This window comes from Allobosea sp. LjRoot90 (genome assembly GCF_964254315.1).
Taxonomy (GTDB): domain Bacteria; phylum Pseudomonadota; class Alphaproteobacteria; order Rhizobiales; family Beijerinckiaceae; genus Allobosea.
On the sequence record NZ_CAXUTF020000013.1, the window covers coordinates 47,954 to 73,934 of the forward strand.

28 protein-coding genes are annotated in these 25,981 nt (G+C 67.3%); 16 read left to right on the forward strand and 12 right to left on the reverse strand.

Annotated features, from left to right (window positions below):
• Position 1: 1 nt before the first annotated feature.
• Positions 2–2,596, reverse strand: coding sequence for an ABC transporter permease (locus ACSQ3M_RS27635; RefSeq protein ID WP_436153289.1), 2,595 nt, complete (start codon positions 2,594–2,596; stop codon positions 2–4).
• A 1-nt stretch (position 2,597) separates the two neighbouring features.
• Positions 2,598–3,308, reverse strand: coding sequence for an ABC transporter ATP-binding protein (locus tag ACSQ3M_RS27640; RefSeq protein WP_436153290.1), 711 nt, complete (start codon positions 3,306–3,308; stop codon positions 2,598–2,600).
• Positions 3,309–3,486: 178 nt separating this feature from the next.
• On the opposite strand from ACSQ3M_RS27640, the gene ACSQ3M_RS27645 reads away from it, so the two are divergent.
• The 4 genes from ACSQ3M_RS27645 (at position 3,487) to ACSQ3M_RS27660 (ending at position 6,251) form a co-directional block, all read left to right on the forward strand.
• Positions 3,487–4,080 carry an arylesterase gene (locus ACSQ3M_RS27645; RefSeq protein ID WP_436153341.1) on the forward strand — a complete coding sequence of 198 codons (594 nt, stop codon included), beginning with the start codon at positions 3,487–3,489 and terminating at the stop codon, positions 4,078–4,080.
• 75 nt (positions 4,081–4,155) lie between these two features.
• Complete coding sequence (locus ACSQ3M_RS27650) at positions 4,156–5,211, forward strand: aldo/keto reductase (protein WP_436153291.1); 1,056 nt, start codon at positions 4,156–4,158, stop codon at positions 5,209–5,211.
• Between the two features lie 157 nt (positions 5,212–5,368).
• Positions 5,369–5,947, forward strand: coding sequence for an RNA 2',3'-cyclic phosphodiesterase (gene thpR / locus ACSQ3M_RS27655; RefSeq protein ID WP_436153292.1), 579 nt, complete (start codon positions 5,369–5,371; stop codon positions 5,945–5,947).
• 1 nt (position 5,948) lies between these two features.
• Positions 5,949–6,251, forward strand: a complete 303-nt coding sequence (locus ACSQ3M_RS27660) for a 4a-hydroxytetrahydrobiopterin dehydratase (RefSeq protein WP_436097980.1) — start codon at positions 5,949–5,951, stop codon at positions 6,249–6,251.
• Here ACSQ3M_RS27660 and ACSQ3M_RS27665 read toward each other — a convergent pair.
• The 3 genes from ACSQ3M_RS27665 to ACSQ3M_RS27675 form a co-directional block, all read right to left on the reverse strand.
• Positions 6,248–7,435 carry a GNAT family N-acetyltransferase gene (locus ACSQ3M_RS27665; protein WP_436153293.1) on the reverse strand — a complete coding sequence of 396 codons (1,188 nt, stop codon included), beginning with the start codon at positions 7,433–7,435 and terminating at the stop codon, positions 6,248–6,250. The genes ACSQ3M_RS27660 and ACSQ3M_RS27665 overlap by 4 nt on opposite strands.
• 2 nt (positions 7,436–7,437) lie before the next feature.
• A complete protein-coding gene (locus ACSQ3M_RS27670; protein ID WP_436153294.1) occupies positions 7,438–8,091 on the reverse strand; it encodes a DUF6875 domain-containing protein in 654 nt (217 codons plus the stop codon).
• A gap of 93 nt (positions 8,092–8,184) precedes the next feature.
• Entirely contained in the window at positions 8,185–8,928 is a 744-nt protein-coding gene (locus ACSQ3M_RS27675; RefSeq protein WP_436153295.1) for an RluA family pseudouridine synthase, read from the reverse strand.
• A 71-nt stretch (positions 8,929–8,999) separates the two neighbouring features.
• Here ACSQ3M_RS27675 and ftsY point away from each other — a divergent pair, with 71 nt between their 5' ends.
• Positions 9,000–10,160: a signal recognition particle-docking protein FtsY gene (gene ftsY / locus ACSQ3M_RS27680; protein WP_436153296.1), complete on the forward strand. Its 1,161-nt coding sequence runs from the start codon at positions 9,000–9,002 to the stop codon at positions 10,158–10,160.
• Positions 10,157–10,783, forward strand: coding sequence for a septation protein A (locus tag ACSQ3M_RS27685; protein WP_436153297.1), 627 nt, complete (start codon positions 10,157–10,159; stop codon positions 10,781–10,783). Before ftsY ends, ACSQ3M_RS27685 begins: the two co-directional genes overlap by 4 nt.
• A gap of 6 nt (positions 10,784–10,789) precedes the next feature.
• Here ACSQ3M_RS27685 and ACSQ3M_RS27690 read toward each other — a convergent pair whose 3' ends face one another.
• On the reverse strand, positions 10,790–11,641 hold the full coding sequence (locus ACSQ3M_RS27690; RefSeq protein ID WP_436153298.1) for an SDR family NAD(P)-dependent oxidoreductase: 852 nt from the start codon (positions 11,639–11,641) through the stop codon (positions 10,790–10,792).
• A 99-nt stretch (positions 11,642–11,740) separates the two neighbouring features.
• Here ACSQ3M_RS27690 and ACSQ3M_RS27695 point away from each other — a divergent pair, with 99 nt between their 5' ends.
• Entirely contained in the window at positions 11,741–12,634 is an 894-nt protein-coding gene (locus ACSQ3M_RS27695; protein ID WP_436153299.1) for a LysR family transcriptional regulator, read from the forward strand.
• On the opposite strand, the gene ACSQ3M_RS27700 is transcribed toward ACSQ3M_RS27695, so the two are convergent.
• Positions 12,631–13,560: a LysR substrate-binding domain-containing protein gene (locus tag ACSQ3M_RS27700; protein WP_436153300.1), complete on the reverse strand. Its 930-nt coding sequence runs from the start codon at positions 13,558–13,560 to the stop codon at positions 12,631–12,633. The genes ACSQ3M_RS27695 and ACSQ3M_RS27700 overlap by 4 nt on opposite strands.
• A gap of 125 nt (positions 13,561–13,685) precedes the next feature.
• Between ACSQ3M_RS27700 and ACSQ3M_RS27705 the strand changes: the two genes are divergently transcribed.
• Together ACSQ3M_RS27705 and ACSQ3M_RS27710 are read left to right on the forward strand one after the other, a co-directional pair.
• Positions 13,686–14,213, forward strand: coding sequence for an ester cyclase (locus ACSQ3M_RS27705; protein ID WP_436153301.1), 528 nt, complete (start codon positions 13,686–13,688; stop codon positions 14,211–14,213).
• A 42-nt stretch (positions 14,214–14,255) separates the two neighbouring features.
• Positions 14,256–14,858: an NADPH-dependent F420 reductase gene (locus tag ACSQ3M_RS27710; protein ID WP_436153302.1), complete on the forward strand. Its 603-nt coding sequence runs from the start codon at positions 14,256–14,258 to the stop codon at positions 14,856–14,858.
• Between the two features lie 3 nt (positions 14,859–14,861).
• Here ACSQ3M_RS27710 and ACSQ3M_RS27715 read toward each other — a convergent pair whose 3' ends face one another.
• Positions 14,862–15,647: an SDR family NAD(P)-dependent oxidoreductase gene (locus ACSQ3M_RS27715; RefSeq protein ID WP_436153303.1), complete on the reverse strand. Its 786-nt coding sequence runs from the start codon at positions 15,645–15,647 to the stop codon at positions 14,862–14,864.
• A 170-nt stretch (positions 15,648–15,817) separates the two neighbouring features.
• On the opposite strand from ACSQ3M_RS27715, the gene ACSQ3M_RS27720 reads away from it, so the two are divergent.
• Positions 15,818–16,198, forward strand: coding sequence for a YkvA family protein (locus ACSQ3M_RS27720; protein WP_436153304.1), 381 nt, complete (start codon positions 15,818–15,820; stop codon positions 16,196–16,198).
• A gap of 4 nt (positions 16,199–16,202) precedes the next feature.
• Here the strand turns inward: ACSQ3M_RS27720 and ACSQ3M_RS27725 are convergent, their stop codons facing one another.
• On the reverse strand, positions 16,203–17,174 hold the full coding sequence (locus tag ACSQ3M_RS27725; protein WP_436153305.1) for an NADPH:quinone oxidoreductase family protein: 972 nt from the start codon (positions 17,172–17,174) through the stop codon (positions 16,203–16,205).
• Between the two features lie 254 nt (positions 17,175–17,428).
• Between ACSQ3M_RS27725 and ACSQ3M_RS27730 the strand changes: the two genes are divergently transcribed.
• The 3 genes from ACSQ3M_RS27730 (at position 17,429) to ACSQ3M_RS27740 (ending at position 19,827) form a co-directional block, all read left to right on the forward strand.
• Complete coding sequence (locus ACSQ3M_RS27730) at positions 17,429–18,034, forward strand: invasion associated locus B family protein (protein WP_436153306.1); 606 nt, start codon at positions 17,429–17,431, stop codon at positions 18,032–18,034.
• Positions 18,035–18,113: 79 nt separating this feature from the next.
• Positions 18,114–19,337, forward strand: coding sequence for a 23S rRNA (adenine(2503)-C(2))-methyltransferase RlmN (gene rlmN / locus ACSQ3M_RS27735; protein ID WP_436153307.1), 1,224 nt, complete (start codon positions 18,114–18,116; stop codon positions 19,335–19,337).
• A 1-nt stretch (position 19,338) separates the two neighbouring features.
• The gene (locus ACSQ3M_RS27740) at positions 19,339–19,827 is read left to right on the forward strand and encodes a hypothetical protein (protein WP_436153308.1); all 489 of its coding nucleotides are present in this window, start codon (positions 19,339–19,341) and stop codon (positions 19,825–19,827) included.
• Positions 19,828–19,946: 119 nt separating this feature from the next.
• On the opposite strand, the gene ggt is transcribed toward ACSQ3M_RS27740, so the two are convergent.
• Positions 19,947–21,707, reverse strand: coding sequence for a gamma-glutamyltransferase (ggt, locus tag ACSQ3M_RS27745; protein ID WP_436153309.1), 1,761 nt, complete (start codon positions 21,705–21,707; stop codon positions 19,947–19,949).
• Between the two features lie 184 nt (positions 21,708–21,891).
• On the opposite strand from ggt, the gene ACSQ3M_RS27750 reads away from it, so the two are divergent.
• The 3 genes from ACSQ3M_RS27750 (at position 21,892) to ACSQ3M_RS27760 (ending at position 24,065) form a co-directional block, all read left to right on the forward strand.
• On the forward strand, positions 21,892–22,458 hold the full coding sequence (locus tag ACSQ3M_RS27750; RefSeq protein WP_436153342.1) for a LemA family protein: 567 nt from the start codon (positions 21,892–21,894) through the stop codon (positions 22,456–22,458).
• A 205-nt stretch (positions 22,459–22,663) separates the two neighbouring features.
• A complete protein-coding gene (locus tag ACSQ3M_RS27755) occupies positions 22,664–23,455 on the forward strand; it encodes a TPM domain-containing protein (RefSeq protein WP_436153343.1) in 792 nt (263 codons plus the stop codon).
• Between the two features lies 1 nt (position 23,456).
• Complete coding sequence (locus ACSQ3M_RS27760) at positions 23,457–24,065, forward strand: TPM domain-containing protein (protein WP_436153310.1); 609 nt, start codon at positions 23,457–23,459, stop codon at positions 24,063–24,065.
• 67 nt (positions 24,066–24,132) lie between these two features.
• On the opposite strand, the gene ACSQ3M_RS27765 is transcribed toward ACSQ3M_RS27760, so the two are convergent.
• Entirely contained in the window at positions 24,133–24,879 is a 747-nt protein-coding gene (locus ACSQ3M_RS27765; RefSeq protein ID WP_436153311.1) for a DUF1223 domain-containing protein, read from the reverse strand.
• 69 nt (positions 24,880–24,948) lie between these two features.
• Complete coding sequence (locus ACSQ3M_RS27770; RefSeq protein ID WP_436153312.1) at positions 24,949–25,977, reverse strand: lipid A biosynthesis lauroyl acyltransferase; 1,029 nt, start codon at positions 25,975–25,977, stop codon at positions 24,949–24,951.
• Positions 25,978–25,981 lie beyond the last annotated feature (4 nt).

A 25,981-nucleotide genomic window follows, 5' to 3' on the forward strand; every position in this document is an offset into this window, starting at 1 on the left:
CTCATAAATTCCTCAGATGAGAAGCCGGCGCTTTCGACAGTATTTGTAGCGTTCCGACCAATCCGAACACGACGGTGACCACGACCGCTGCAGTCGCAGCGATGATCGCGCCCGTTGGATCGAAGACGAAATCTATCTTCATCACTTGCGTGACGACACCCCACCCGGCCAAGGTACCTGCCAGGAGCCCGAACAGGGCAGAAACAATGCCGATGCCTGCGTATTCGAGGGCGTACGACGAAAGTATGAAGCGGCGAGTGGCGCCGAGCGTCTTCAGGATCATCGCGTCATAGAGCCGCGCCCTCTGCCCGGCGGCCAGCGCCCCTGCCAGAACCAGTAGGCTTGCGGCGATGGCAAGGCTGGAAGCGCCGCGAATCGCGCCGGCGAGCTGGCCAACGATGGTGTTCACCGCCTCCAGCGCGTCCTTGACCCTGACCGCCGTCACTGCAGGGAAGGCGATGGCGAGCTGGCGCATCAGGACCGCATCGCTGGCCGTGGCTGGCGCGCCGTTGTCGGTCACGGTGGCGAGGTTGGTGTGCGGGGCGCCGGCAAAAGTGTTCGGCGAGAACACCATGACGAAGTTGATGCCGAGCGAGCGCCATTCGATATCGCGGAAATTGGCGATGCGCGCGGTGAGGTTGCGACCGAGCACGTTGACTGTGAGCTTGTCGCCGAGCTTCAGCCCCAGCCCCTCGACAGCGCGGGCGTCGAAGGAGACCAGCGGCTCGCCGCGATAATCCTTCGGCCACCATTCACCTGAAGCGAGCCTGGAGGCCTCGGGCATACCAGCGGAATAGGTGATGCCGCGATCGCCCTCCAGCACCCAGGCCATCTGCTCGCTCGCCTTGATCTGCTCGGCCGGGACGTCGTTCACGCTGACGATGCGCCCGCGCATCATCGGCACGCGCTCGACATGCGCGCCGGGGCGCTGCTCGCTGAGGAAGCGGTCGAACTCGGCCGCCTGGGCGTTGGGGATGTCGAGGAAGAAGAAACTCGGCGCCTTCTGCGGCAGCGACTGCGTCAGTTGCCGCCTCAGGCTGACATCGATGAAGGCGAGGGTCGAGAGCAGCGCGACGCCGAGTCCGAGCGACAGCACGAGCGACTGGGTCAGCGCGCCCGGGCGATAGGTGTTGGCGAGCGCCATCCGCAGCGCCGGCTGGCGTGGGCGCCCGGCGCGGCGCGCGCCCACCATCAGTCCGAGGGCAACGAAACGCAGCAGCAGGAAGACGGCGGCGGCGGCGGCGATGTAGATCAGCGCGATTCGCCGGTCATAGGCGAAGGCAAGCGCGACGCCGACGAGGCCAGCGAGCGCAACCAGGAAGATCGCCCTGTAGATCCAGCGCGGCTGGCGTCGGTCAGGCTCGACCTGGTCGCGGAACAGGGCGGAGACCGGCACGTCATGGGCGCGGCCGAGCGGGATGATGGCGAAGACCAGCGCCGTCAACAGGCCGTAGAGGGCGGCGATAGCGAGTTCGGCCGGAGCGAGCGTCGGCTCGAACGGCAGGGGCAGGATGTCGGCGAGCGCATAGCCCAGCGCAAAGGGCGCCGCCGCGCCGAGCGCGAGCCCGATCGCGATGCCGAAACCGGCGACCAGCATGACTTCGATCAGATGGATGGCGACGACCCGGCCGCCGGTGGCGCCGATCGCCTTCAGCGTGGCGAAATCGAGCCGCTTGGCCTCGACGAAGCGGCGCACCGCATTGGCGACGCCGACGCCGCCGACCAGGAGCGCGGTCAGGCCGACCAGCGTCAGGAACTGGGTGAAGCGCTCGATATTGCGCTGGAAGTTCGGCGCGGCATTGGCGCGCGAGCGGACTTCCCAGCCCGCGTTTGGCTGTTCGCGTGCGGCATTGGCCAGCAACGCATCGAGGGCGGCGTCGGTGTTCGCCCCGGCCGGCAGGATGACGCGAGCCGTCCAGCGCACCAGGCTGCCGGGCTGGAGCAGCTCGGAGGCGCGCAGCGCCTCCTGCGAGACGATCAGGCGCGGGCCAAAGCCGACGCCGGCGGCGATCTTGTCGGGCTCGGAGACGAGGCCGGCGCGTAACTGCACCCGAGCGGAACCGATCAGCACGATGTCGCCCGGCTTGAGATCGAGGCGGCCGAACAGGACGGGATCGGCGATGCCGCCATAGACGCCGTTACGCAGGGCGAGCAGATCGGCGGCCGAGGCCGGCGGATCGGTGCGCAATTCGCCGATGCTCGGATAGGAGCCGTCGACGGCCTTGAGCTCGACCAGGGCCGCGCCCTTTTCACCGGCATTGGCCATGCTGCGCAGCGTCGCAATGGTCGAGACGTTGCCATGGCGGGCGAGGAAGGCGTGCTCCTCCGCGGTCGGCTCACGATGGATCAGGCTGAAGGCGGCATCGCCGCCGAGAATGCGCCGACCCTCGCGGCCGAGACCTTCACTCAGGCCGCGCGAGGCCGAGGACACCGCGGCGATCGCCATGACGCCGAGCGCAAGACAGGCGATGAAGACACCGAAGCCGCGCAGGCCGCCGCGCAGATCGCGCCAGGCGAGGCGCAGCGCGAGTTTCAGGCCGACGGGCCTGCGTGTGGGGCTGGAAGGAGTAGCCGACGGTCTGACGGGAGCGTGCATGTCAGATCGCCAGCGCTTCGGTTCCAGCCTCGGTCTCGATGCGGCCGGCTCGCAGACGCACGGTGCGGTCGCAGTTCGCCGCCAGCGAGAGATCGTGGGTGACCAATACGAGGGTAGCGCCGCGCTCGCGCCGGAGCGCGAAGATCAGGTCGACGATCGAGCGGCCGGTGCTCTCGTCGAGATTGCCGGTCGGCTCGTCGGCGACGAGGATCGCCGGGTCGGGTGCGACCGCGCGAGCGATGGCGACGCGCTGCTGCTCGCCGCCGGAGAGCTGGGCCGGATAGTGGTCCATGCGTTCGCCGAGGCCGACATTGCGCAATTCGGCGGCAGCGCGCTCGAGAGCATCGTCGACGCCGGCCAGTTCGAGCGGCAGCGCCACATTCTCGCGCGCCGTCATGGTCGGCACGAGATGGAAGGACTGGAAGACGATGCCGATATGGCGGCCGCGGAAGATCGCGAGCGCATCCTCGCCGAGCACGCCGAGATCCTGGCCGGCGACCTTCACCAGCCCGGAATCGGGCCGCTCCAGCCCGGCCATCGTCATCAACAGGGTCGATTTGCCGGAGCCGGAGGGGCCGACGAGGCCGCTGGCCTGCCCTTGCGGGATGGTCAGCGAGACGCCTTTGAGGATATGGACGCGGGCGGCGCCGCGCCCCAGACTGAGCTCGACGTCGCTGAGTTCGATCGCCGGGGTTGCCTCGCTCACCGCCATGTTTCCGCTTTCATCCCATCCGATGCCGCCGCTTCGACTTCTATTCCGAGCCGAAGGGACCAGAACCGCCATGCGTCGCGCCGCCACCCGATATGGGCGCTTAGCCTCCCGAATCCAGCTGTCGCCGCGCATTTGGGCAGCGATGCTGCTCGTCTTCGTCAGCCTGGGTTCTTTTTTGATGAACAGCTCCGCCTTCGCCCAGACCAAACCCGTCAAGCTGGTTGCGTTCGGCGACAGCCTGACCGCCGGCTACAACCTGCCGGGCAGTGCCGCCTTTCCGACGGTGCTGGAGAAGATGCTGCGCGACAAGGGAATTTCGGTCGAGATCGCCAATGCCGGCGTGTCAGGCGATACCGCGCAGGGCGGGCTCGAGCGGCTCGCCTGGTCGGTGCCCGATGGGACCGACGGCGTCATCCTCGAGCTCGGCGCCAATGACGCCCTGCGTGGCATCGATCCGGCGCTGACCGAAACGTCGCTTGACGCAATCGTGACCGGGCTGAAAGCGCGCGGCATCCCGGTGCTGCTCGCCGGCATGTATGCGCCGCGCAGCAACGGACCGGACTATGTCGCGCGCTTTGATGCGATCTATCCGAAGCTCGCCGAGAAGCACGGGCTCGTCCTCTATCCCTTCTTTCTGGACGGGATCGCCGGGGACCGGGTATTGAACCAGCCCGACATGCTGCATCCGAAGGCTGAGGGCGTGCGCGTCATCGCGCAGCGCATCCTGCCGACGGTGGAGCGGTTCCTCGCCTCCCTGCGCCCGCGCTCCTGAGCTAGGGCGCATCCTGCCATCCCCTTAGTCATGCGCGGCGCGTCCCCGGTGCGCCCGCCATCGGAGCCTTTCGCCATGGAATACCGCCGTCTCGGCCGCACCGATCTCAAGGTCTCGGCGATCTGCCTGGGAACGATGACCTGGGGCCAGCAGAATACGGAAGCCGAGGGCCACGAGCAGATGGACTACGCGCTCGACCAGGGCGTGACCTTCTTCGATACGGCCGAACTCTATTCGATCCCGCCCACAGCGGAGACGCAGGGCTCGACCGAGCGGATCATCGGCAGCTGGTTCAAGGCGCGCGGCAATCGCGACAAGGTGATCCTCGCCTCCAAGGTGGTCGGCCGCTCGGCCAATGACTGGTTCCGCGACGACAAGAGGCCGACCCGGGTCAACCGCCGGCAGATCGAGGAAGCGGTCGACAAGAGCCTGAAGCGACTGCAGACCGATTACATCGACCTCTACCAGATTCATTTCCCCGATCGGCCGATGGCCTGGGGCTCGAACCCGACCCGCTTCAACCAGGCGGCGTTCACCCTGGCCGAGGACGAGACGCCGATCGCCGAGCAGCTCGATGCCTTTGCGGACAGCGTCAAAGCCGGCAAGATCCGCCATCTCGGCCTCTCGAACGAGAGCGCCTGGGGCACGATGAACTTCCTCGCCGAGGCGAAAGGCAATGATCGCCCGCGCGTGCAGTCGATCCAGAACGCCTACAATCTGCTGAACCGGACCTTTGAGACGGCGCTGGCGGAGATCGCCATGCGCGAGCAGGTCGGGCTGCTGGCCTATTCGCCGCTGGCCCAGGGCTACCTCTCTGGCAAGTATCTCGACGGCGCACGGCCGGCCGGCGCCCGCACCACGCTGTTCGATCGCGGCCAGCGCTACCAGGCGCCCGGCGCAGACCTGGCAATCAAGGCCTATATCGCGCTCGCCGACGAAGCCGGGCTCGATCCCGTGCAGATGGCGCAGGCCTTCGTGACCTCGCGCTGTTTCGTCACCTCGAACATCGTCGGGGCGACCAGCATGGACCATCTCAGAACGGCGATCGGCTCGGCCTCGGTTGCGATTTCGCCCGAGCTCGAGGCGAAGATCGACGCGATCCACCAGCGCGTCGGCAACCCGTGCCCGTAGGCTGGTAGCCCTTTCCAGGGAGGTCTGCGCGGCTCTGCCGCTCCGGCCAGGGTGACCAGCTCGATGAGCCGGCCTTTAAGAGCCGGCTTGTCGGTCGCGGCGCGTGGTGCAAGGCTGGCGTCTCGCTAGAGTCACAAATGCTTGGCACTGATTCGTCATGCCCCGGCTATTCACCGCCCTGGAAGTTCCCGCTGAGGTCGCCTCGAGCCTGACGCTGCATCGTGGCGGATTGGTCGGCGCCCGCTGGATCGAGCCCGCCGATTATCACATCACGCTACGCTTCCTCGGTGATGTCGATCGGCGTACGGCCCATGACCTCGATAGCTTTCTCAACGATGTCGGCAACGAGCCGCTCGCGATCACGCTCGACCAGCTCGGCAGTTTCGGCGGAGATCGGCCGCGCGCCGTCTTCGCCAGGGTCCAGCCCTCGCCGAAGCTGAACGAGCTGCAGGCCGAGTTGGAGCGCTTGGTGCGCCGGCTCGGACTGCCGGCCGAATCACGCAAGTTTACGCCGCATGTGACGCTGGCCCGGCTGCGCGATTCATTGCCTGTCGATGTCGCGCACTATCTCGCCGCGCATCCGATCGTACGTCCGATCAGCTTTACGGCACGTCGGGTCGCACTGATGTCCTCGCGTGATTCGATCGGCGGGGGGCCCTACGTGCTCGAGGCGGCCTATCCGCTCGGTTTGCACTATCCGAACCGCCCACTTGGCGCGCTTTCGCAGCGGAGATGACATGGGACACGATCGGCCGAAACGCCTGAGCCCGGAGGCCCGCAAGGAGGCGTTGTCGGTCCTGACCGGCTGGACGCTGGTCGAAGGGCGGGAGGCGATGAGTAAGCGCTTCGTCTTCCGCGACTTCAACGAGGCTTTCGGCTGGATGAGCCGGGTGGCGTTGCTCGCCGAAAAGCTCGACCATCACCCGGAGTGGTCGAATGTTTACAAGACGGTCGAGGTGACACTGTCGACGCATGATGCCGGCGGCCTGACCGAGCTCGACGTCAGGCTGGCACGTGCGATGGATGCGATGGCGAGCTAACCGCCTGGGCTTGTGAAGCGCCGGACCCAGCCGGCCGGCAGTCGCTTCGCGATCGCCTTCAGCGTCGGGCGCAGATGCGGCAGGGCGAAATCGCAAGCGAGTTGGCCGCGCCAGCTCAGCGGTACGGTGAAATCGCGCACCGGCACGGCCCCGTCGGCATGTTCTTGCTTGTAGGGATCGGCGGGGGCCAGCAGGTCGAAGATCGAGCTGCCGCGTGCCCTGGCGCTGGCGAAGGCGTGGTGAACCAGCACGCGGCCCAGACCTTCCCGCTCGAAGCCCGGATCGCTGGCGATGACGTGGCCGAAGCTGCGGCCCTTGCAGTCGAAGGAGAGATCGATTCCGATCGGACGGCCGTCGCAGCTGACGACGGAGAGGCGCAGGCCCGCTTCGTCATCCAGGTCGGCAGCGAGCTCCGCAAAGAAGCGACCGAAACGCGGATCCAAGACCGCAGGTGCGATGACGCCGTGTTGGGCAAGCGCTCCGCGCTTCATCGCGACGGCCTGCTCGGCCAGAGCGCGCGCCTCTTCGCCTGGCCCGATGCTGGTGAAGGCGATCTCGCCGCGCTCTGTGAGGCGGCGCAGGCGACGGCGGTAGCTGGATCGGTCGCGCGCCGGATAGGCGAGGCTCGGTCCGTCCGGTGCTACACGCAAGGCCAGATCGGCGAACGGCGCCTCCTGGCTCACCACCGGAGTAGCCAGACCAAGTCGGTTGCAGTGGCCGAGCGCTCCGTCGTTCCGCACGAGGCGCAGCTCGACCAGGTCGACACCGCGCCGCCGCAGCGCCTCCCAGCCGCGCTCCAGCCAGGCCTCGCGCTGCGGACCGGGCTCGATGAGGATATCGCCGAACTGCGCGACCGGTGCTCCCATCAGGCGCACCAGCTCCAGGCCGAGGCGGTGCCGGCGTTCCAGCGGCCAGAGCATGACCAGGCGCCCGGCCTTGCGACCAACAACGAGGCAGAGCCGATCATCGGATGCCAGATAGTGGTCGCACCAGTGCCGCAGGAAAGCGTGACGCTGGAAAAGCTGATGCGGCAGACCGGCGCGGGCGAAGAGTGCATCCCATTCCGGCTTTAGGGCCAGGAAGGCATCGCGGCCCGTCAGAATCTCGACGGCAAAGCCGGTAGCTGCCCTGCCATCGGGCGAGGGCGATCCTTCGGCAACCGCCTGCATGGGCTTGGCGCGCATGCTCAACCCTGGCCGCGAAGATGGTCGATCAGGCGTTTCCCACCCGCCAGGCGGAACTTCGCGAGATAGGGCACGAGCAGGAGCGGATGACGGGCGGCGAAGGGCGCGTCATGCTCGACCATGTGGCGGATGGCCAGGACCGGCAGAGGCGCTCGCAAGGGACGGAAATCGCGGTTCCACAATCCCGGCGCCTCCGAGGCTTCATACATCAGTCCGATCATCCGGCCACGGGCCAGGGAATAGACTTTGTGCCGCTTCTGGACGCGCTGCAGCATCGCGATACCGGGCGCGTCGGCACAACCGGGAAAGCCGACGATGACAGTGCGGAAATGTTCCATGCCCGGCTTGCAGGCAATCGCGTCGAGCGCCCCGAAACAGCTGCGGATCAGCGTGAAGGCACGCTCTTCCTCAGTGGGGCCGACAGTGCAGATCGCAAGGCGCGCCGTATCGATACGGGTGGCCTGGCGGGTGAAGGGACAGACAGCGCCGGTGCGGCCGAGATCGGGATGCTCGCGCATCAGATAGCTCTCGACCCAGCTCAGCAGCGTGGCGAGTGCGGCGTTCGTCTGGGGCTCGGCGGCGATGTCGGCGTGCGCCTGCGCGAAGGTCAGGAGCGCATCGCGCGCTTCCCCCGTTCTCGCCACCTTGTCCAGCATGAAAAGCCCCGCGGTCTCTGCAACCGGGGATAGCAGGAACGCCTTAGGGAATGGTTGACGAGGTCTTGTCGCACGTCGGCGCGGCGTTAGGGTTTAGGAAAGCTTATCGCCACCAGGCCAGCCGCAGGCCGCGAGCGCTGCGTGCATATGCGGTGGCGGTGGAGCCGTAACCTTCACCGGCTCGCGCTTCGGGTTGAGCGGGATCGAGATGCTTTGCGCATGCAGGTGCAAGCCCGGTCCGGTGTCGCGCGGCGCTGTTCCGTAGATTTCGTCACCGTGAATCGGCCCGAAGCTGGCGGCACAATGCACGCGCAATTGGTGGGTGCGGCCGGTCAACGGCTCGAGCGCCAGCCAGGTGACAGCCGAGCCATCGAAGCGACCGCGGCCGAGCACGCGGTAGCGTGTCTGCGAGGGCAGGCCCGCCGGATCCGGCTTCATCCACCAGCCGCGCTCGGGCGAGCGCCTGGCCAAGGGCAGGTCGATCAGGCCCTGGTCCTCGGCGGGATCGCCTTCGACCACCGCCCAATAGGTCTTTTCGATGCGCCCGTCGCGGAAGAGTTGGTTGAGCTGCGCCATGGCGCGGGGGTGACGGCCGAGCACGAGGCAGCCCGACGTGTCCTTGTCGAGCCGGTGCGCGGCCTCCGGGCGTCGCGGCAGACCGAAGCGCAGGGCGTCGAGATAATCGGTCAGCACCGGGATGATGCGGCCTTTCGCCGCCGGGCCGCGATGCACCGGAAGCCCCGCCGGCTTGTCGATGACGAGCATCATCGCGTCGCGATGCAGCAGCGCGAAGGGCGGATCGTCCTGCGAAAGGGCTGGTCGCTCGGGCGTGGTCATGGCATTGCGCTAACCAAGGCCGCCGTGCAGCGCAACCAGCCGCGCCGGAATTCGCGGTAGCAGGACGGGTGATGAGCGAGACCGAACCGAAGAAACGCGGCTTCTTCTCGAAGCTGTTCGGACTGGATCAGCCGGCGGAGACGCTGCTGCCGGAACCGGCGCCGGCCCCTCTGCTCGAGCTGCCGGCCGAGCCTGCAGCGGATATTGTGCCCGAAGCCGAGCCCGCGGCGCTCGCGCCCGAGATCCTGCTCGGCGAAGACGCGCCTCTGCCGATCGTGGCGTCCGAGCCGGAGCCGGTACAGCCCAAACGCAGCTGGTGGCGCCGGCTGCGGGACGGGCTGTCGCGGACCTCGTCGGCGCTGACCACCGGCATCAGCGACCTCTTCACCAAGCGCAAGCTCGATGCGGCGACGCTGGAGGATCTCGAGGACATCCTGATCCAGGCCGATCTCGGCCTCGCGACCTCGGCCCGGATCGCCAAAGCGGTGGGCGAAGGTCGCTATGACAAGCAGATCGAGCCCGAGGAGGTGAAGGCGATCCTGGCGCGCGAGGTCGAGGCGATCCTGACGCCCGTTGCGATGCCGCTTGCGATCGACGCCACCAAAAAGCCGTTCGTGATCCTGATGGTGGGGGTCAATGGCTCGGGCAAGACGACGACGATCGGCAAGCTCGCGGCCAAGTTCCGGGCCGAGGGCAAATCGGTGATGCTGGCGGCGGGCGATACATTCCGCGCCGCCGCGATCGAGCAGCTCAAGGTCTGGGGCGAGCGCGCCGGGGCCGACGTCATCGCCGGCCAGCAGGGCGCCGATGCGGCCGGGCTCGCTTTCGAGGCCTTGCAGAAGGCCAAGGCCAGCGGCACCGACGTGCTGCTGATCGACACGGCCGGACGGCTGCAGAACAAGACGGGATTGATGGACGAACTGGCCAAGGTGGTGCGGGTGATCCGCAAGCTCGATGCAGAAGCGCCGCATACGGCGCTGCTCGTGCTCGACGCCACCGTCGGCCAGAACGCGGTCAGCCAGGTCGAGGCCTTTCGCGAGACCGCCGGTGTCACCGGCCTAGTGATGACCAAGCTCGACGGCACGGCGCGCGGCGGCATCCTCGTTGCATTGGCGGCGCAGTTTGGCCTGCCCGTGCATTTCATCGGCGTCGGCGAGAGCGTCGACGACCTCGAACCGTTCTCGGCGCGCGATTTCGCCCGTGCGGTGGCAGGATTGGGAGAAGCGGCATGAGCGAAACGGCGGCGAGCACGACGGAGACGGCAAAGCCGATCAATCCGCTGCTCAAGCTGGCGCTCGAATTCGGGCCGCTGGCGATCTTCTTCTTCGTCAATTCCTATGGCGATCGCTGGTTCGGCGTAGCCGAGGACCGGCGCATCTTCGTCGCCACCGGCATCTTCATCGCGGCCTCGCTGCTTTCGCTGCTGCTGTCGAAGATCGTGATGAACCACCTGCCGCGCATGGCGATCGTCAACGCCGTCGTGGTCACCGTCTTCGGTGGGCTGACGCTCGCGCTCGACGACGCCTTCTTCATCAAGGTCAAGCCGACAATCGTGAACACGCTGTTCGGCTGCATCCTGCTCGGCGGGCTCTATTTCGGCCGCTCGCTGCTGGCACTGGTTCTCGACAGCGTGCTGCAGCTCGACGCGGAGGGCTGGCGCAAGCTGACCCTGCGCTGGGGCTTGTTCTTCTTCGTGCTCGCGGCGCTGAACGAGGTGGTCTGGCGCACGCAGACCCAGGATTTCTGGGTCGCGTTCAAGGTCTGGGGTGTGATGCCGCTGACCATGATCTTCGCGCTCGCCCAGACGCCGCTTATCCTCAAGCACGAGATCAAGCGGCCCGAAGCGGCCGAGTAGGTTTCCTCAAGCCAAACCGCCGCCGTCGACGCCTATGGTCTGGCCGTTGACGTAGGACGCGGCGGGGCTCGCCAGCCAGAGCACGAGTTCGGCGACTTCCTCCGGCCGGCCGATGCGCTTGGCCGGATAAGCCGAGGCGAGCTGCTCGCTCGTCACCTTCCAGTCGCGGCGTACGCGCTCCAGCATAGCGGTTTCGATCGGGCCGGGCGCGATCGCGTTGACGCGGACGTCGAGCCCGTATTCCTGCGCGGCCGCTTTGGTCATATGGATCACCGCCGCCTTCGAGGCGCCGTAGCCGACGATGTTCGGGAAGGCGTGGCGGCCGCCGATCGAGGCCATGTTGACGATCGCGCCCTTGGTCCGGACCAGATGCGGCAATTCGTGCTTCATGGCGAGGAAGACGCCGCGCAGATTGGTCGCGATCAGATCGTCGAAGCCCTCAGTGGCTGTATCCGCGATCGGAGCGGGCGGCTTGTCGGCGCCGGCATTGTTGAAGGCAATGTCGAGCCGGCCATAGCGGGCGATGACTGCATCGACAAAGGCTTTGACCTCTCCTTCGTTCCGGACGTCGGCCCGGACATAGAAGGCATCGCCGCCCTTGGCGCGGATCGCGGTCTCGACCTCGCGGCCGAGCGCCTCGCGCCGGCCGCAAAAGGCGACCCTGGCGCCATGCGCTGCGAAGAGCTCGGCGGTGACGCGACCGATGCCGGAGGTGGCGCCGGTGATCAGCACGACCTTGCCGGCAAAGGCGCCGGAAGGAGCCGGCTGGGCGCGGGCGGTGGCGATCAGGCCGACACCGAGGCCGGCGGCCATGGCGGTGCGGATGAAGGCGCGGCGATCGTTGGCCCCGTTGGTCATGATGGTCTCCTGCGGTTGCTCGATGCAGGGAACCTAGTTCTCGGTAATATCTGCGATAATCCGCTGTATTCTGAATGTATCTTTCAGTACTTCTACATAATGCAGCGTGGCGATCTCGACGGGCTCGTGGCCCTCCTGACCGTGGCGGAGAAGCGCTCCTTCACCGCAGCGGCAGCGGTGCTCGGGGTCACGCCCTCGGCCATAAGCCAGAGCGTACGGGCGCTGGAGCGGCGGGCCGGTGTCGCGCTCTTGGCGCGCACGACCCGCGATGTCGCGCCGACCGAGGCGGGGCGACGCTTCTTGGAGCGGGCGCGCCCTGCGGTCGACGACATCCTTTCGGCATTCCGGGAGGCGTCGAGCCTTGGAAACAAACCGAGCGGCCTGCTGCGGCTGAATGTGCCGCGCGTGGCGCTACCGAGCCTGATCGAGCCGATCCTCGCCGAGTTCTGCGCAAGCTATCCGGAGGTCCAGGTCGAGATCCATGTCGACGACCGTTTCGCCAATATTGTCACGGAGGGTTTCGACGCCGGCATCCGCATCGGCGAACTGGTCGAGGCCGACATGGTGGCGGTGCCGTTGAGCGCGCCGTTCCAATTGGCCGTGGTCGGCTCACCCGATTATTTCGCCCGGCATGGCCGGCCGCAGCGCCCGGAGGAGCTGAAGCGGCACGCCTGCATCAATTTCCGCCAGAGCGACCGCAGTCTCTACCACTGGGAGTTCGAGGAGGGCGGGCGCGAATTCGCGCTCGCCGTCGACGGGCCGATCATCGCCAACGAGGCCAATGTGATGATTTCGGCCGCGGTGATGGGGCTGGGCCTTGCCTATATGCTTGACCCCGTGGCCGAGCCGCTCTGCCAGCGCGGGTTGCTAGAGCGCGTGCTCGAGCCGTTCTGCCCGCAGACACCGGGCTTCTTTCTGTATTTCCCCTCGCGCCACCAGGTCCTGCCGAAGCTGCGAGCTTTCATCGATTTCGCCCGGACGAGGTTGCGCTAGCCGAGGCTGCCGGCGAGGCGCTGTGCCAGCCGCTCGCGGCGGAATGCTTCGGTGACGTGGTCGACAAAGGCGCGGGTCTTGGCCGGCAATAGCTCGCGGCTGGCGTAATAGAGCGAGATCGCGCCAGCATCGGCATACCAGCGCGGCACGAGCCGGATCAGTGCGCCGCTTTCCAGATGCGACAGCACGTCCGGCACGGTGAGTTGCGCGACGCCGAGCCCGAGCAGTGCCGCCTGGCGCATCGCGGCCGGGTCATTGAGCACGATCGTTTCGGGTAGCATCGCGGACATCTCCGTTCCGGTCGCGTCACGCATGGTCCAATGGCGGACGCGGCCCGTGCGGCTCGCGCGCATGACGATGCCGTCGAAGGCCGAGAGCCCGGCGGGATCGACTGGCAATGTCCGTCCAGAGAGATAGGCGGGCGCTGCGACTGCGATGATATGGGCCGGCGCCAATGCGCGGGCGACGAGACCAGGTGCGAGTTCGAAGCCGGCACCGATCGCGGCGTCATAACCTTCGGCGACGAGATCGACCGGCCGGTTCTCGAAATGCCATTCGGGCCTGACACGGGGATAGCGCGCGAGGAAAGACGGCAACAGCGGCAGGATATACCCTGTCCCGAACGTTGGACTGAGCGAGATCTTGAGCAGGCCAGCCGGCTCGCCGCCCGCCGACGAAATCCCGGCGATTGCCGCCTGCAGCTCCGTCAGACTGCCCACAATCGCGTGCCGGAAGCCCTCGCCCGCCTCGGTCAGCGTCAGCTTGCGCGTCGAGCGCTGGAATAGCCTGACGCCGAGATTGCGCTCCAGCATGGCGACGTTGCGGCTGACGGCCGCCGGCGTCAGCCCGAGCCGGCGCGCGGCCTCCGAAAAGCTGCCGGTATCGGCGCTGCGGGCGAAGGCCTCGAGGTTGGCGAGCGATTCCATGGCCAATCTTCAATCAATGCTTGAAAATGATTTCAGTCATTACGGGCTAAACCAGACGAGGTGAATAGGCGATATCCATTCCCGTCAGCACCACTTCGGAGCTGAAACTCCTCAAGGAGAGGGCCATGGACTTCGCATCGCTCACCCCGACCCGCCGCAGCATCCTGCTCGGCGCCGCGACCTCGGCAATGGTTGCCGTGTCGGGCCTCAGCCCGGCCATCGGCCAGAGTCCCGAAGCGGATCGTCGCGAAGCCAACAAGGCGGTGGTGCGCCGGCTGATCGAGAGCGTGCAGCGCGATGGCGATTTCACCCTGTTCGAGCAGCTCTTCGCGCCGGATTACGTCGACCGCACGCCGTTCGGCGACGTCCCGCCGAACCGCGACGGCACCCGCGCCATCTACCAGGGCTTCCGCAGCGCCTTTCCCGACTGGCGCGCGGTGATCCACGCCCAGATCGCCGAAGGCGACCTGGTCACCACCCACAAGACCTATCTCGGCACGCATCGCGGCGAGTTCCTCGGCATCGCGCCGACCGGCCGCGAAACCCGCTTCGAGGTTATCGACATCATGCGCGTTCGCGACGGGCAGATCACCGACCATTGGGGTGTCGGCGATGCTGCCGGCCTGCTGCGCCAGCTCGGCGCCGGCAATTGAGCCTCTTCGACCTCAGAACCTCAGACTGAAAGGAACCACACCATGTCCAGCATCGGCATCATCGGCGCCGGCCAGATCGGCACCGCTTTCGCCCGGACGCTCGCCAAAGCGGGCATTCCGGCAACCATCGCCAACAGCCGCGGGCCGGACTCGCTCGTTGGCCTGGTGCGCGAGCTCGGCCCGGTGATCACGGCCGGAACGCGCGAACAGGCAGCCGCTGCCGACATCGTGCTCGTGGCCGTGAACTGGTCGAAGCTGCCGGCGGCGCTGTCCGGGCTCCCGGATTGGAGCGGCCGGATCGTGATCGACGCCAACAATCCGATCGAGGCGCCGCTGTTCAAGCCGGCCGAGCTCAATGGCCGCAGCTCGAGCGAGATCGTCGCCGGGCTGGTGCCGGGCGCGCGCCTGGTCAAGGCTTTCAACCACCTGCTGGCGAAGCTGCTCGAAAGCGATCCGCGTGCCGAAGGCGGCTCGCGCGTGCTGTTCCTGTCCGGCGACGACGCGGCGGCGAAGGCCGAAGTCGCCGGCCTGATCGACCGGCTCGGCTTCTTCGGCATCGATCTCGGGCCGCTCGCGATCGGCGCGCGCCTCGCCCAGTTCCCGGGCGGGCCGCTGCCGGTGCTGAACCTGGTGAAGTTCGACTGAGCGCTACTTCGGCGCGAGCCGGATGGCGCCGTCGAGGCGGATCGCGGTGCCGTTCAACATGTCATTCTCGACGATGCTCCTGACCAGCGCGGCATATTCCGACGCTCGGCCGAGGCGCGAGGGATGCGGCACCGAGATGGCGAGCGAGGCGCGGGCCTCGTCCGGCAGGCCGGCGAACATCGGTGTCTCGAACAGGCCCGGCATGATCGTGACGACGCGAATGCCGACCCCGGCGAGATCGCGCGCGACCGGCAGCGTCAGGCCGACGACGCCGGCCTTGGAGGCGGCATAGGCGGCCTGGCCGATCTGGCCGTCCTCGGCGGCGACCGAGGCCGTGCAGACGAAGACGCCGCGGCCGCCATCCTCGGTGACCGGATCGAGCGCGGCGAGCGCGACCGCCGATTTGGCGATGACGCGGAAGGTGCCGGTCAGGTTGATCGCGACCGCCTTCTCGAAGGTGGCGAGGTCATGGGCGACGAGCTCGCCGGTGTCGCGCTTTTTCGAGACGACGCGGCGGCCCGGCGCAATGCCGGCGCAGTTGACGACGATCCGGGCGACGCCATGGACGGCGCGTGCCTTCTCGAGGGCCGTGTCGACCGATTGCTCGCTGGTGACGTCGCAGGGGCAGAACAGCCCGCCGATCTCCTTTGCGATCACTTCGCCGCGCTCGGCGTTGAGGTCGAACAGGGCGACCTTGACGCCATGGCTGGCGAGCATGCGGGCGGTGCCTTCGCCGAGGCCAGAGGCGCCGCCGGTGACGATGGCGGCGAGGGAGGAGTCGAGCTTCATGGCGTTCCCCAAGCTTTTGACATTGCTGAATGGGCTTTAGAGGCCCGATGCTCAGCCTCCAAGGGGATTGCGCGTGCGATTCTGAGTCGATCCCTTGTGCAGCCTTCCATGCGGGGCCACATTTTTGTGTCGACGGCGGGCTAGAACTGGCCTGCCAAGGGAGAGGACGGATGAGCGACAGCTTCGGTTTCGGACAGAGTTTCACTCGCGAGGAGATGGCGGCGATCCGCAAGAGCCTGCGTGACGAGGCGCGTTTCGGTTCCGAGTTCATCGGCCGGCTGAAGCGGGTGGCGAAGCGCATTCCCTTCGCCGAAGACCTGCTGGCCGCCTTCGTCTGCGCGCGCGACCCGGCGACGCCGCGGCGCGTCAAGCTGACGCTGCTGGCGGCGCTCGGCTACTTTGTGCTGCCGCTCGACGCGCTTCCGGACGTAATGCCGTTGCTCGGCTTCACCGACGATGCCGCGGTGATCGCAGCGGCGCTCGCCGCCGTCGCCGGCTCGATCACGCCGCAGCACCGCGAGAGGGCCAAGGAGATGCTGACCGATCTCTGATCGGTCAGGGAACCAGCACGACCTTGCCCTGGACCTTGCGGCCGGCGATCAGCGCGAGCGCTTCCGCCGCCTGCTCCAGGGGATAAGCGCCATGGACATGGGCGCGGATTTGCCCGGCTGCGGCCCAGGCGAGCAGTCGCTCCATATTGGCGCGATGTCTGGCCGGATCGCGCCGGACGAAATCGCCCCAGAACACGCCGCGCAGGTCGCAGCCCTTCAGCAGCAGCAGGTTGAGCGGGATCTTCGGGATCTCGCCGCCGGCGAAGCCGACGACGAGATAGCGCCCGCCCCAGCCCATCGAGCGCAGCGCCGGCTCGGCGAGTGCGCCGCCGACCGTGTCGTAGAGCGCGTCGAGACCGGCGGGAGCGAGGCGCCGCAGCTCCGCCCGGAGATCGTCGGCGGCGTAGTCAATCGCCTCCTGCGCGCCATGCTCGCGGGCGAGCGCGAGCTTTTCCGGCGAGGAGGCGCAGGCGACCACCCGCGCGCCGAGCAGGGCGCCGATCTCGACCGCGGCGAGGCCCGCCCCGCCTGCCGCGCCGAGGATGGCGAGCGTTTCGCCCGGCCTGACCTCGCCGCGCTGGATCAGTCCGTGCATCGCCGTGCCATAGGTGACGAAGAGACCGGCGGCCTGATGGTCGTCGAGGCTGTCGGGGATACGGATGGCCGCATCGGCGGGGACCACCACCGTCTCGCGGGCCGCGCCATGGCCGAGCCAGGCGGCGACGCGTTCGCCGACACGCCATTCGGTGACGCCGTCGCCGACGGCGCTGACCAGGCCGGCGCATTCAGCCGAAGGCGAGAAGGGCAGCGGCGGCTTCACCTGGTAGCGGCCCTGGATAACCAGCGTATCGAAGAAGTTGAGCGCCGCGGCCCTGACGCGAATCGCGATCTCGCCGGGTCCGGGCTCCGGTTCGGGTAGATCGCGGATCACCAGATTCTCGGCCGGCCCGAGGGCCTCGCACAGCAGCGCCTTCATCGATTGTCCATCCCGAGCGTCCGCTCCCTTCGCGTCTGCCCAAGGCTGGCACAGGCGCAAGCCGAACGGAACAGAGCGCGGGGCGGTCCTAAACTATTGAAGGAGAAGGCGTCGCTCGATCGGCGAACCAACCGCGAGCGTTCGCATTTTCGCCAGGATCGTGACATCCTATCCGGCGCACTGCGTCAATCCGGATCGCCGATCCCGCGCATTCTCCATTCGGCGTTAAGATTTTTGTTGGTTAGTAGCGATCCATGATTCGCATTTCGGCTCTCTCCTCCGCCCGCCTTTCGTTCCAGGCCGCTGCCCTACTCGGCCTGGCGGCCCTGACCTTTGCGGGCGCTCCGGCGCAGGCACAAGCGCAGCGCGCTCCCGCCAGCAAGCCGCAGCCGGCGAAGACCGCCGCGGCTGGCGGGCAGGGGCAGGCGCTTCTGCTTGAAACCGCCGGCAAGTGGCAGGCCTTCTCCTCGCAGCAGGGCCGCTCGAAGATCTGCTACGCCCTGTCCAAGGCCGAAACCCGCATTCCGGCCAATCTCAAGGATGTCGAGGGCCTGCTGTTCATCTCCAGCCGTCCGGGCGAGGGCGTGCGCAACGAAATCAGCCTGGTGATGAATTTCGACCTCAAGGAAGATGTCGAGCATCAGGCGATCATCGGCAGCGACCGTTTCGCGCTGGTCGCCAAAGGCCAGAATGTCTGGCTGAAGAACCCGGCCGAGGAAGGCCGCATGCTCGATGCGCTGCGCAAGGGCGCTGGCCTCGAGATCAAGGGCACCTCGAAGCGCGGCAACCCGACCAGCGACAAGTATTCGCTCGCCGGCATCTCGCAGATCGTCAAGCGGGCCGAGGACGCCTGCAAGTAAGGCGATTTCGCAATGGGCCGCTCTCGTGCTATGAGGCGGCCAATTCCGGGCGATATCGCCTGTTGCGAGCCGAGTTCCGATGAATCTCTCTGTTGCTGAAGCCGCCTCTCCGGCGGCCGAACCTGTTATGCGGCGGCCTTCGTTGGCTGGGCGCACGCGCGCCGGTCTCGACGAGGCCCTGGCCGAGATCGGTGTTCCCGAGAAGGAGCGGCGCATGCGCGTCGGCCAGCTCTGGAACTGGATCTACCATTACGGTGTCCGCGACTTCCAGGAGATGACGACGATCGGCAAGGGCCTGCGCGCGCAGCTCGCCGAGCGTTTCACGCTCGACCTGCCCGAGGTCACCGCCGAGCAGGTCTCGACCGATGGCACGCGCAAATGGCTGCTGCGGATGGCGCCGACCGGCCCGCGCGATCGCGGCGCCGAGATCGAATGCGTCTACATCCCCGAGGTCGATCGCGGCACGCTCTGCGTCTCCAGCCAGGTCGGCTGCACGCTGACCTGCACCTTCTGCCATACCGGCACGCAGCGGCTGGTGCGCAACCTGACCACCGAGGAGATTGTCACGCAGTTGATGGTGGCGCGCGAGCGGCTCGGCGATTTTCCGAATCGCGCCGCGCCCGATGGCGCCTTTGTGCCCAATGATGGCGGGCGCTTCGTCTCGAACATCGTCTTCATGGGCATGGGCGAGCCGCTCTATAATTTCGACGGGGTGCGCGATGCGATCGGCGTGATCTCCGACAATGAAGGGCTCTCGCTCGGCCGCCGGCGCATCACTGTCTCGACCTCGGGCGTGGTGCCGCAGATCGAGGCGCTGGGCGCGCAGATGGGCACGATGCTGGCGATCTCGCTGCATGCGGTGCGCGACGATTTGCGCAACGAACTGGTACCGCTCAACAAGAAGTACCCGATCAAGGACCTGCTCGAGGCATGCCGGAATTATCCGGGGCTGTCGAACGCCAAGCGGATCACTTTCGAATACGTGATGCTGAAGGGCGTCAACGATAGCGATGCCGAGGCGCGCGAGCTGGTCCGCTTGCTCAAGGGCATTCCGGCTAAGATCAACCTGATCCCGTTCAATCCCTGGCCCGGCACGCGCTATGAATGCTCGGATTGGGAGCGGATCGAGCGCTTCTCCGAGATCGTGTTCAAGGCCGGCTACGCCTCGCCGGTGCGCACGCCGCGCGGCCGCGACATTCTCGCTGCCTGCGGCCAGCTCAAGAGCGAGACCGAGAAGCTTTCGGCCCGCGCCCGGCTGATGTTGGAGCAGGACGAGGCTGAAACCGCGACGGTCGCGCACTGACATGCTGCGCTGGCTGCTGCTGATTCCCTTTGCGCTGCTGTTCGCCATCGGCACCGGGTTGGTTGCGCTGATGATCGCTGGCGTCGCCTCGCCCGATCTCGGCCTGCTGATCGGCGGCGGCTTCGAGCGCCTGCTCGCGGCGCTGTTCGACCAGGCCGAGCGTGGCTTCGATCCAGGCCCGACGGCGCAGGCGGCCTTTTCGCTGCTCGGCCGGCTCGGCTTCGCCATCCTGGTCTTGCCGGTGGTGCTGGTCGCTGTTGGCTCCGAACTGTTCCGCCTGCGCAGCGGGTTGATCCAGAGCGGGCTCACCGGCCTGCTGGCGGCTTTGCTGCCGCTCGCCATGCTCGGCATGGCGAGGGCGCCGAGCGCGCGCGAGCTGCAGGTCGTGGCGGCGCTCTTCCTGGTCGGGGCCGCAACCGGCTTCGTCTACTGGGTGATTGCGGGTCGTCGGGCAGGCGGGGAGCCGCGGACGCCGCCGCAGCAGGCCTGATCTCGCACGTCCTGCTCGGGCTTGGCCCGAGCATCTCAGGCCGGATGAGGCTCCGGTCATCGCCTTCTGGTCATGAGATTCTCGGGTCTGCGCTTCGCTTCGCCCGAGAATGACGACCGTCAGTCCCCGATCGCGACGCCCTCGCGCCGTCCGTCGGCGCCGCCGAGATAGCCTTCCGGCGTCTTGACGATGGCCTGGATGCCCGAGGTCATCTCGATCAGCCTGATATCGTGGCCCTTGGCCTCCAGCGCCGTCTTCCAGGCCTCGGCCTCGCTGCTCTTCTCAAGTTCGGTCGGGCCGTTGCGGTTGCCGAAATTGGCGAGGTCGACCGCCCGTTGCGGGTCCATCTTCCAGTCGAGCAGGGCGACGAGCGTCTTGGCGACATAGCCGATGATCTGGCTGCCGCCGGGCGAGCCGGTGACGGCATAAAGCCGGCCGAAGGCGTCGAAGACGATGGTCGGCGCCATCGAGGAGCGCGGCCGCTTGCCGGGCTCGACCCGGTTGGCGACCGGCTTGCCGTCCTCGGAGGGCGTGAAGGAGAAATCGGTCAACTCGTTGTTGAGGAGGAAGCCGCCCTTGGTCATCAGCCGCGAGCCGAAGCCATCCTCGATCGTGGTCGTCATCGAGACAGCATTGCCCTCGCCGTCGATCACCGAGATGTGGCTGGTGCCGTTCTCGACGCCGTCGGAGGGCGCGAGCAGCAGGGCGCGCTTGTTCGGCGGATTGCCGGCTACGGCCTTGCCCATCGCCTTGTCCGGGCTGACCAGCTTTGCCCGGTCGCGGATATAGTCTTCATCGACCAGGCCGGCAGCCGGGACGCTGACGAAGGCGGGGTCGCCGAGATAGAGCGCCCGGTCGGCGAAGGCGAGCTTGGCGGCTTCGGCGAACCAATGCGCCGCCTCGACCCCAGCGCCGATGCGGGCCATGTCCTTGGTCGCGAGGATACCGAGGATCTGCTGCACGGCGATGGCGCCCGAGCTCGGCGGGCCCATGCCGCAGAGCGTATAGGCGCGATAGCGGCCACAGAGCGGCGCGCGTTCCTCGACCTTGTAGGCGGCGAGATCGGCTAGCGTGATGTCGCCGGGGTTGTCCTTGTGGCCGGTCACCGTCGCGACGATGTCCTGCGCGATCGCACCCTCATAGAAGGCATCGGCGCCGCGGCCGGCGATGGCGCGCAAGGTGGCGGCGAAAGCCGGGTTCTTCAGGATCGTGCCGACCGGCTTGGGCTTGCCGTCGGCCTCGTAGAAATAGGCGGCCGCCTGAGCGTCCTTGCCGAAGTTCTTTTCCAGCGCGAGGAGGCCGCCCAGACGGGGCGAAATCGCGAAGCCCTCATCCGCCAGTTTGATCGCCGGGGCGAAGACCTCAGCCCAGGGCAGCTTACCCCAACGCTGGTGCGCCGCTTCAAGCAGCCTGACCGTGCCGGGTACGCCGACCGAGCGACCGCCGACCACGGCGTCAACGAACTTCATCGGCTTGCCGTCGGCGCCGAGGAAGCGCTCGGGTTTTGCGGCCATTGGCGCAGTCTCGCGCCCGTCGAGCGTCGTCAGCTTCCGGCCTGCCTCGTCCCAGTAGACGAAGAAGGCGCCGCCGCCGATGCCCGAACTCTGCGGCTCGACCAGATTGAGCACGAGCTGGATCGCGATCGCGGCGTCGGTCGCGCTGCCGCCGGCGCGCAGGATGTCGCGGCCGGCTGCAGCGGCGAGCGGATTTGCAGCGGCGGCCATATAGCGCTGCGCCGATCCCAGCGTCTTGGCGGTCCGGCCGGTGGCGGCTTCCGGGGCGGGGGCCACGGTCTGGGCGTGGACTGCCGCACCGGCGGCGAGCCAAAGACCGAAGGCGGTGATGGAGCGGATACCGAATGAAGACTGGCTGCGGTGCATAGGATCACTCCTCGCCTCTGCTGAGCCTGAGATTAGCGCGCCTTCGCGCCTTCGCGCCATGCCGCGGTCGCGGGTTTGATCTGTCTTGTGGCGCGGCTATGGTCGAACCCTGATTTGTCCTGCCTAGCCGAAGGGGTTCGTCATGGTGCTCTCGCAGTCTCCGGTGTTTCGCCGGCCCCTCGTCATGCTGCTGGTCGGGCTGTTCGGCCTCGCATTGGCGGGCTGCGGTTACAACAACGTGCCGACGCTGGAGGAGAAGGCCAAGGCGGCCTGGGGCGAGGTACAGAACCAGTATCAGCGCCGCGCCGACCTGATCCCCAACCTGGTCGAGACCGTGAAGGGCTATGCCCAGCAGGAGCGCGAGGTCTTGACCCAGGTGATCGAGGCGCGCGCCAAGGCGACGCAGGTCAAGGTCGACGCCTCGACCATCACCGATCCCGCCAAGTTCAAGGAATACCAGGACGCGCAGAATCAGCTCAGCGGCGCGCTCGGGCGGCTGTTGGTGACGGTGGAGCGCTATCCGGAGCTCAAGTCGAACCAGAACTTCCTGGCCCTGCAGTCGCAGCTCGAAGGCACCGAGAATCGCGTCGCGGTGGCAAGGCGCGACTACATCCAGACGGTGCAGGCCTTCAACACGGAGATCCGGACCTTCCCGGGCGTGATCTGGGCGAAGCTGTTCTGGGGCGCCAAGCCGATGGAAAGCTTCTCGGCGACGGCCGGGGCGGAGCGGCCGCCTGCGGTGAAGTTCTGACTGCCAGCGTTCCGTGAGCTCTATCGGTCGTGATCAGGCGCGGGGAACCCCTCTCCCATATGGGAGAGGGGCAGGGGTGAGGGACTGCCCTTTCCGGATAAGGAGCAGCGGCGTGGTTGTGCCTTCTGCGGATAGCGCAGGCCCTCATCCGGCGCTCCGCGCCACCTTCTCCCATTCGGGAGAAGGGAAGAGGCGCGCTCGCCCGATCGTTTCGGCGTGGCTTTCGCTGCTCTTCTTCCTCCTCTTCCCGTTCCTCGCCGCCGCAGCCGAGCCGAACTATCCCGCCCTCACCGGCCGCATCGTCGACAATTCGAATCTGCTCAACGCCGAGGCCCTCGCCCGCATCGAGCAGAAGCTGAAGGCGCATGAGGACAAGACCAGCGACCAGGTCGTGGTCGCAACGCTGCCGTCCTTGCAGGGCTATCCGATCGAGGACTTCGCCAACGGCCTGTTCCGGGCCTGGAAGCTCGGTGACAAGGCGAAGAACAACGGCCTGCTGCTGCTGGTCGCGCCGAACGAGCGCAAGGTGCGCATCGAGGTCGGCTATGGGCTCGAGGGCGCGCTGACAGACGCGCTCTCCAAGGTGATCATCACCACGGCGGTCGCGCCCAAATTCAAGAACGGTGATTTCGCGGGAGGCATCGAGGGCGGCGTCGACGCGATCCTGTCGATCCTGACCGGCGACGCCGAGGAATGGCAGCGCCGCGCGCAGATCCGCAGCGACGAATCGTCCTGGGTCGAAACGGCCGCGGTGATTTTCGTCATGATCATGGTGTTCATCCTGATCGTGAGCTTCATGCGGGAGCTCGGAGGTTTCTCGGCCGGTGCGCGTCAGCACCGGACGCGGGATGGGCGCTGGATCGTCCTGCCGCCGTCCGGTGGCTCGGGCTGGGGCGGCGGCTCCTCCTCCGGCGGCTGGGGCTCGGGTTCGAGCTCGGGCGGGTTCTCGGGTGGCGGCGGCTCGTCCGGTGGCGGCGGTGCTTCGGGGGATTGGTGAGATGCTGAATTCCGACGATCGTGACGCCATCGCCGAGGCGGTGCGCGAGGCCGAGCGCCAGACCTCCGGCGAGATCGTCGTCGTCGTCGACCGGGCGGCCGGCAGCTATGTCGCAGTGCCGCTCGTGCTGGCGCTGGCGCTCTCGCTGTTCGTGCCCTGGCCGTTCCTGCTGCTCACGACGTTGAGTGCGGCGAGCATTTTTCTCACCCAGCTGATCGCGGCGGCGCTGCTGCTCGCGACCCTGCTCTGGTACGGGCGCGGCGGGCGTTTCGTGCCCGGCTTCGTCAAGCGGCGGCAGGCGCATGAGACGGCGCTGCGCGAGTTCACCGCGCGTGGGCTGACGCTGACGCGCGGTCGCACCGGCGTGCTGCTCTACATCGCCGTGCAGGAGCGCTATGCCGAGGTCGTCGCCGATGCCGGCATCTCGGCCAAGGTCGACGGCGAGGCCTGGCAGAAGATCGTCGAACCGCTGCTCGCGGCGGCGGCGCAGGACGCCCTGCGCGAGGGGTTGATTGCCGCTGTACGCGATGTCGGCGCCGTGCTCGCCGCCCATGCCCCGCCAGCAGCCGACGATGTCGACGAACTGCCGAACAAGGTGGTGTTGCTGTAGTTTTATATTTTCTCGCATTTTCTTCACGCGAACCGGTACCCACTTCGCTTGAAAATGCTCTAGTGGCCTACTTCGCCGGACCGCGCGCGGCGCCCATAATCGCGCTCTGGCGGGCGTAGAGGTCGCCCTGGACCAGCACGACGTAGCTGTCGGACTTCGCGGAGCGGACGGTCTCCAGCGGCACGCTGAGCGTCGCAGCTGCGCCATTCCATTCGCCGATGCGGCTGATGCCGCGCACGACATTGGCATAGGTCACGGTCTTGCCGCTGTTTTCGCCGCGCTCGATCGGCACGCTCGCGGTGCGGCTGACCTGCAGGAGCCAGACCACGGCCGGCTTCTCACTCGGATAGGGCGCTGCGCCCAAGGCGACGCGCAGCGCACCATCCGCCTCGACGAGATCGACCTTAACTGGGAAGCTGTCCTTGCCCTGCTCCTGGACGAGCTTGTCGATTCCGCCTTTGTCGGAGCCGACGATGTGGGCGGCGCCGTTGACCACGGCCTGCGGCGTGTAGATTTGGCCGTCGCCGCGCGCCTTGGCATAGAGCTTCTGGCGCTTGCCGAAGACCTCCTGGCCGAGCGTGTCCTTCCAGCCGAGATAGTCCCAATAGGTCACCGGCAAGGTGAGGGTGATCAGGCGCGGATCCTTGGCCAGCTCGACGAAGAGCGCGTCCGCGGCCGGGCAGGACGAGCAGCCCTGGCTGGTGAAGAGCTCGACCACCGCCTTCGGCCGGGCCGCAGGCTGCTGGGCATGCGCCGGCAATCCTGCGAGCAGGAGGAATGTGGCAGCAGCGATCTTGCTGATGTGGTGGACCATCAATTCGAACTCGACGCCTGTATAAAAGCAGGCGGTTACCAAAAGCGCTACTCTCCACTCAATTGGAAATCACGTTGCCTTGAAAACAGGCTTCGGCGGCGCCTGCTCGCGAAAACGTGCCAGCGCCTCGGCGCTAATCAGGTTCGGACGCCAGCGCCGGTGCATCCAGAGCCATTGCTCGGGATGCTCGCGGACCCAGCCCTCGACCACCGCGGTCATCATCGCCATGGCCCCGGTGACGTCGATCTCGCCATTGGCGTCGCGCGGCAGGTCGAGCGGCGGGGTCAGTTCGATGCGGAAGCGCCGGTTCGGCAGGCGGATGACGCGCACACCGTGCACCGGGCATTCGAAGCGGCGGGCGAACTTGCCGAGGATCGGGTTGGTCAGCGCCGGGCGTCCCAGGAACGGCACGACCACGCCGCGGGTGAAATGCTGGTCGATCAGCATGCCGAGATGGCCGCCATTCTCGAGCACGCCCTGCATGGCGAAGGCGGCGCCCTGCTTGGCGGCGGCAAGCCCGCCCATGGCGCCGGAGCGAATCTCGTGGACGACGGCGGCGATCGCCGGATCGTTGGGAGCACGGAAAACAGCGGTGGTGTCGAGGTCGTAGGTGGCGGCGCAGATCGCGGGCAATTCCCAGTTGCCGAGATGGGTCGAGAAGATCAGGCCCGGCTTGTCGTCATCCTTGAGCGCGATGAAGTGCTCGATGCCGACGACCTCGATCCGGCCGTTCGGATCGGGGTTGTGATAGTCGTAGTCGAACAGCGTCTTGAGATGGGCGTATTCGGCGACGGTGCGGCCGAGATTCTCCCAGGCGCCGCGGGCGAGGCGTTTGACCTCAGCGTCATCGATGCCGGGGAAGGCGGCGCGGATATTGGCATAGGCGACCCGGTTGACCGGGATCAGCGGGCTGACGCTGCGCAGGAGCCAGCCGCCCAGATCGGAGGCCCGCTCCGGCCCGAGCGCGCGCAGGAAGGCGAAGACCGCGCGGATGAGCCCGATCATCAGCGCAGCGCCGATGCGCGTCGCGAATTGCTTCAGCTGCCTCAAAATCCCAGCCCGGTCCGCCGGCGCAACGTCCGGACCGGACCTCGCCATTGCG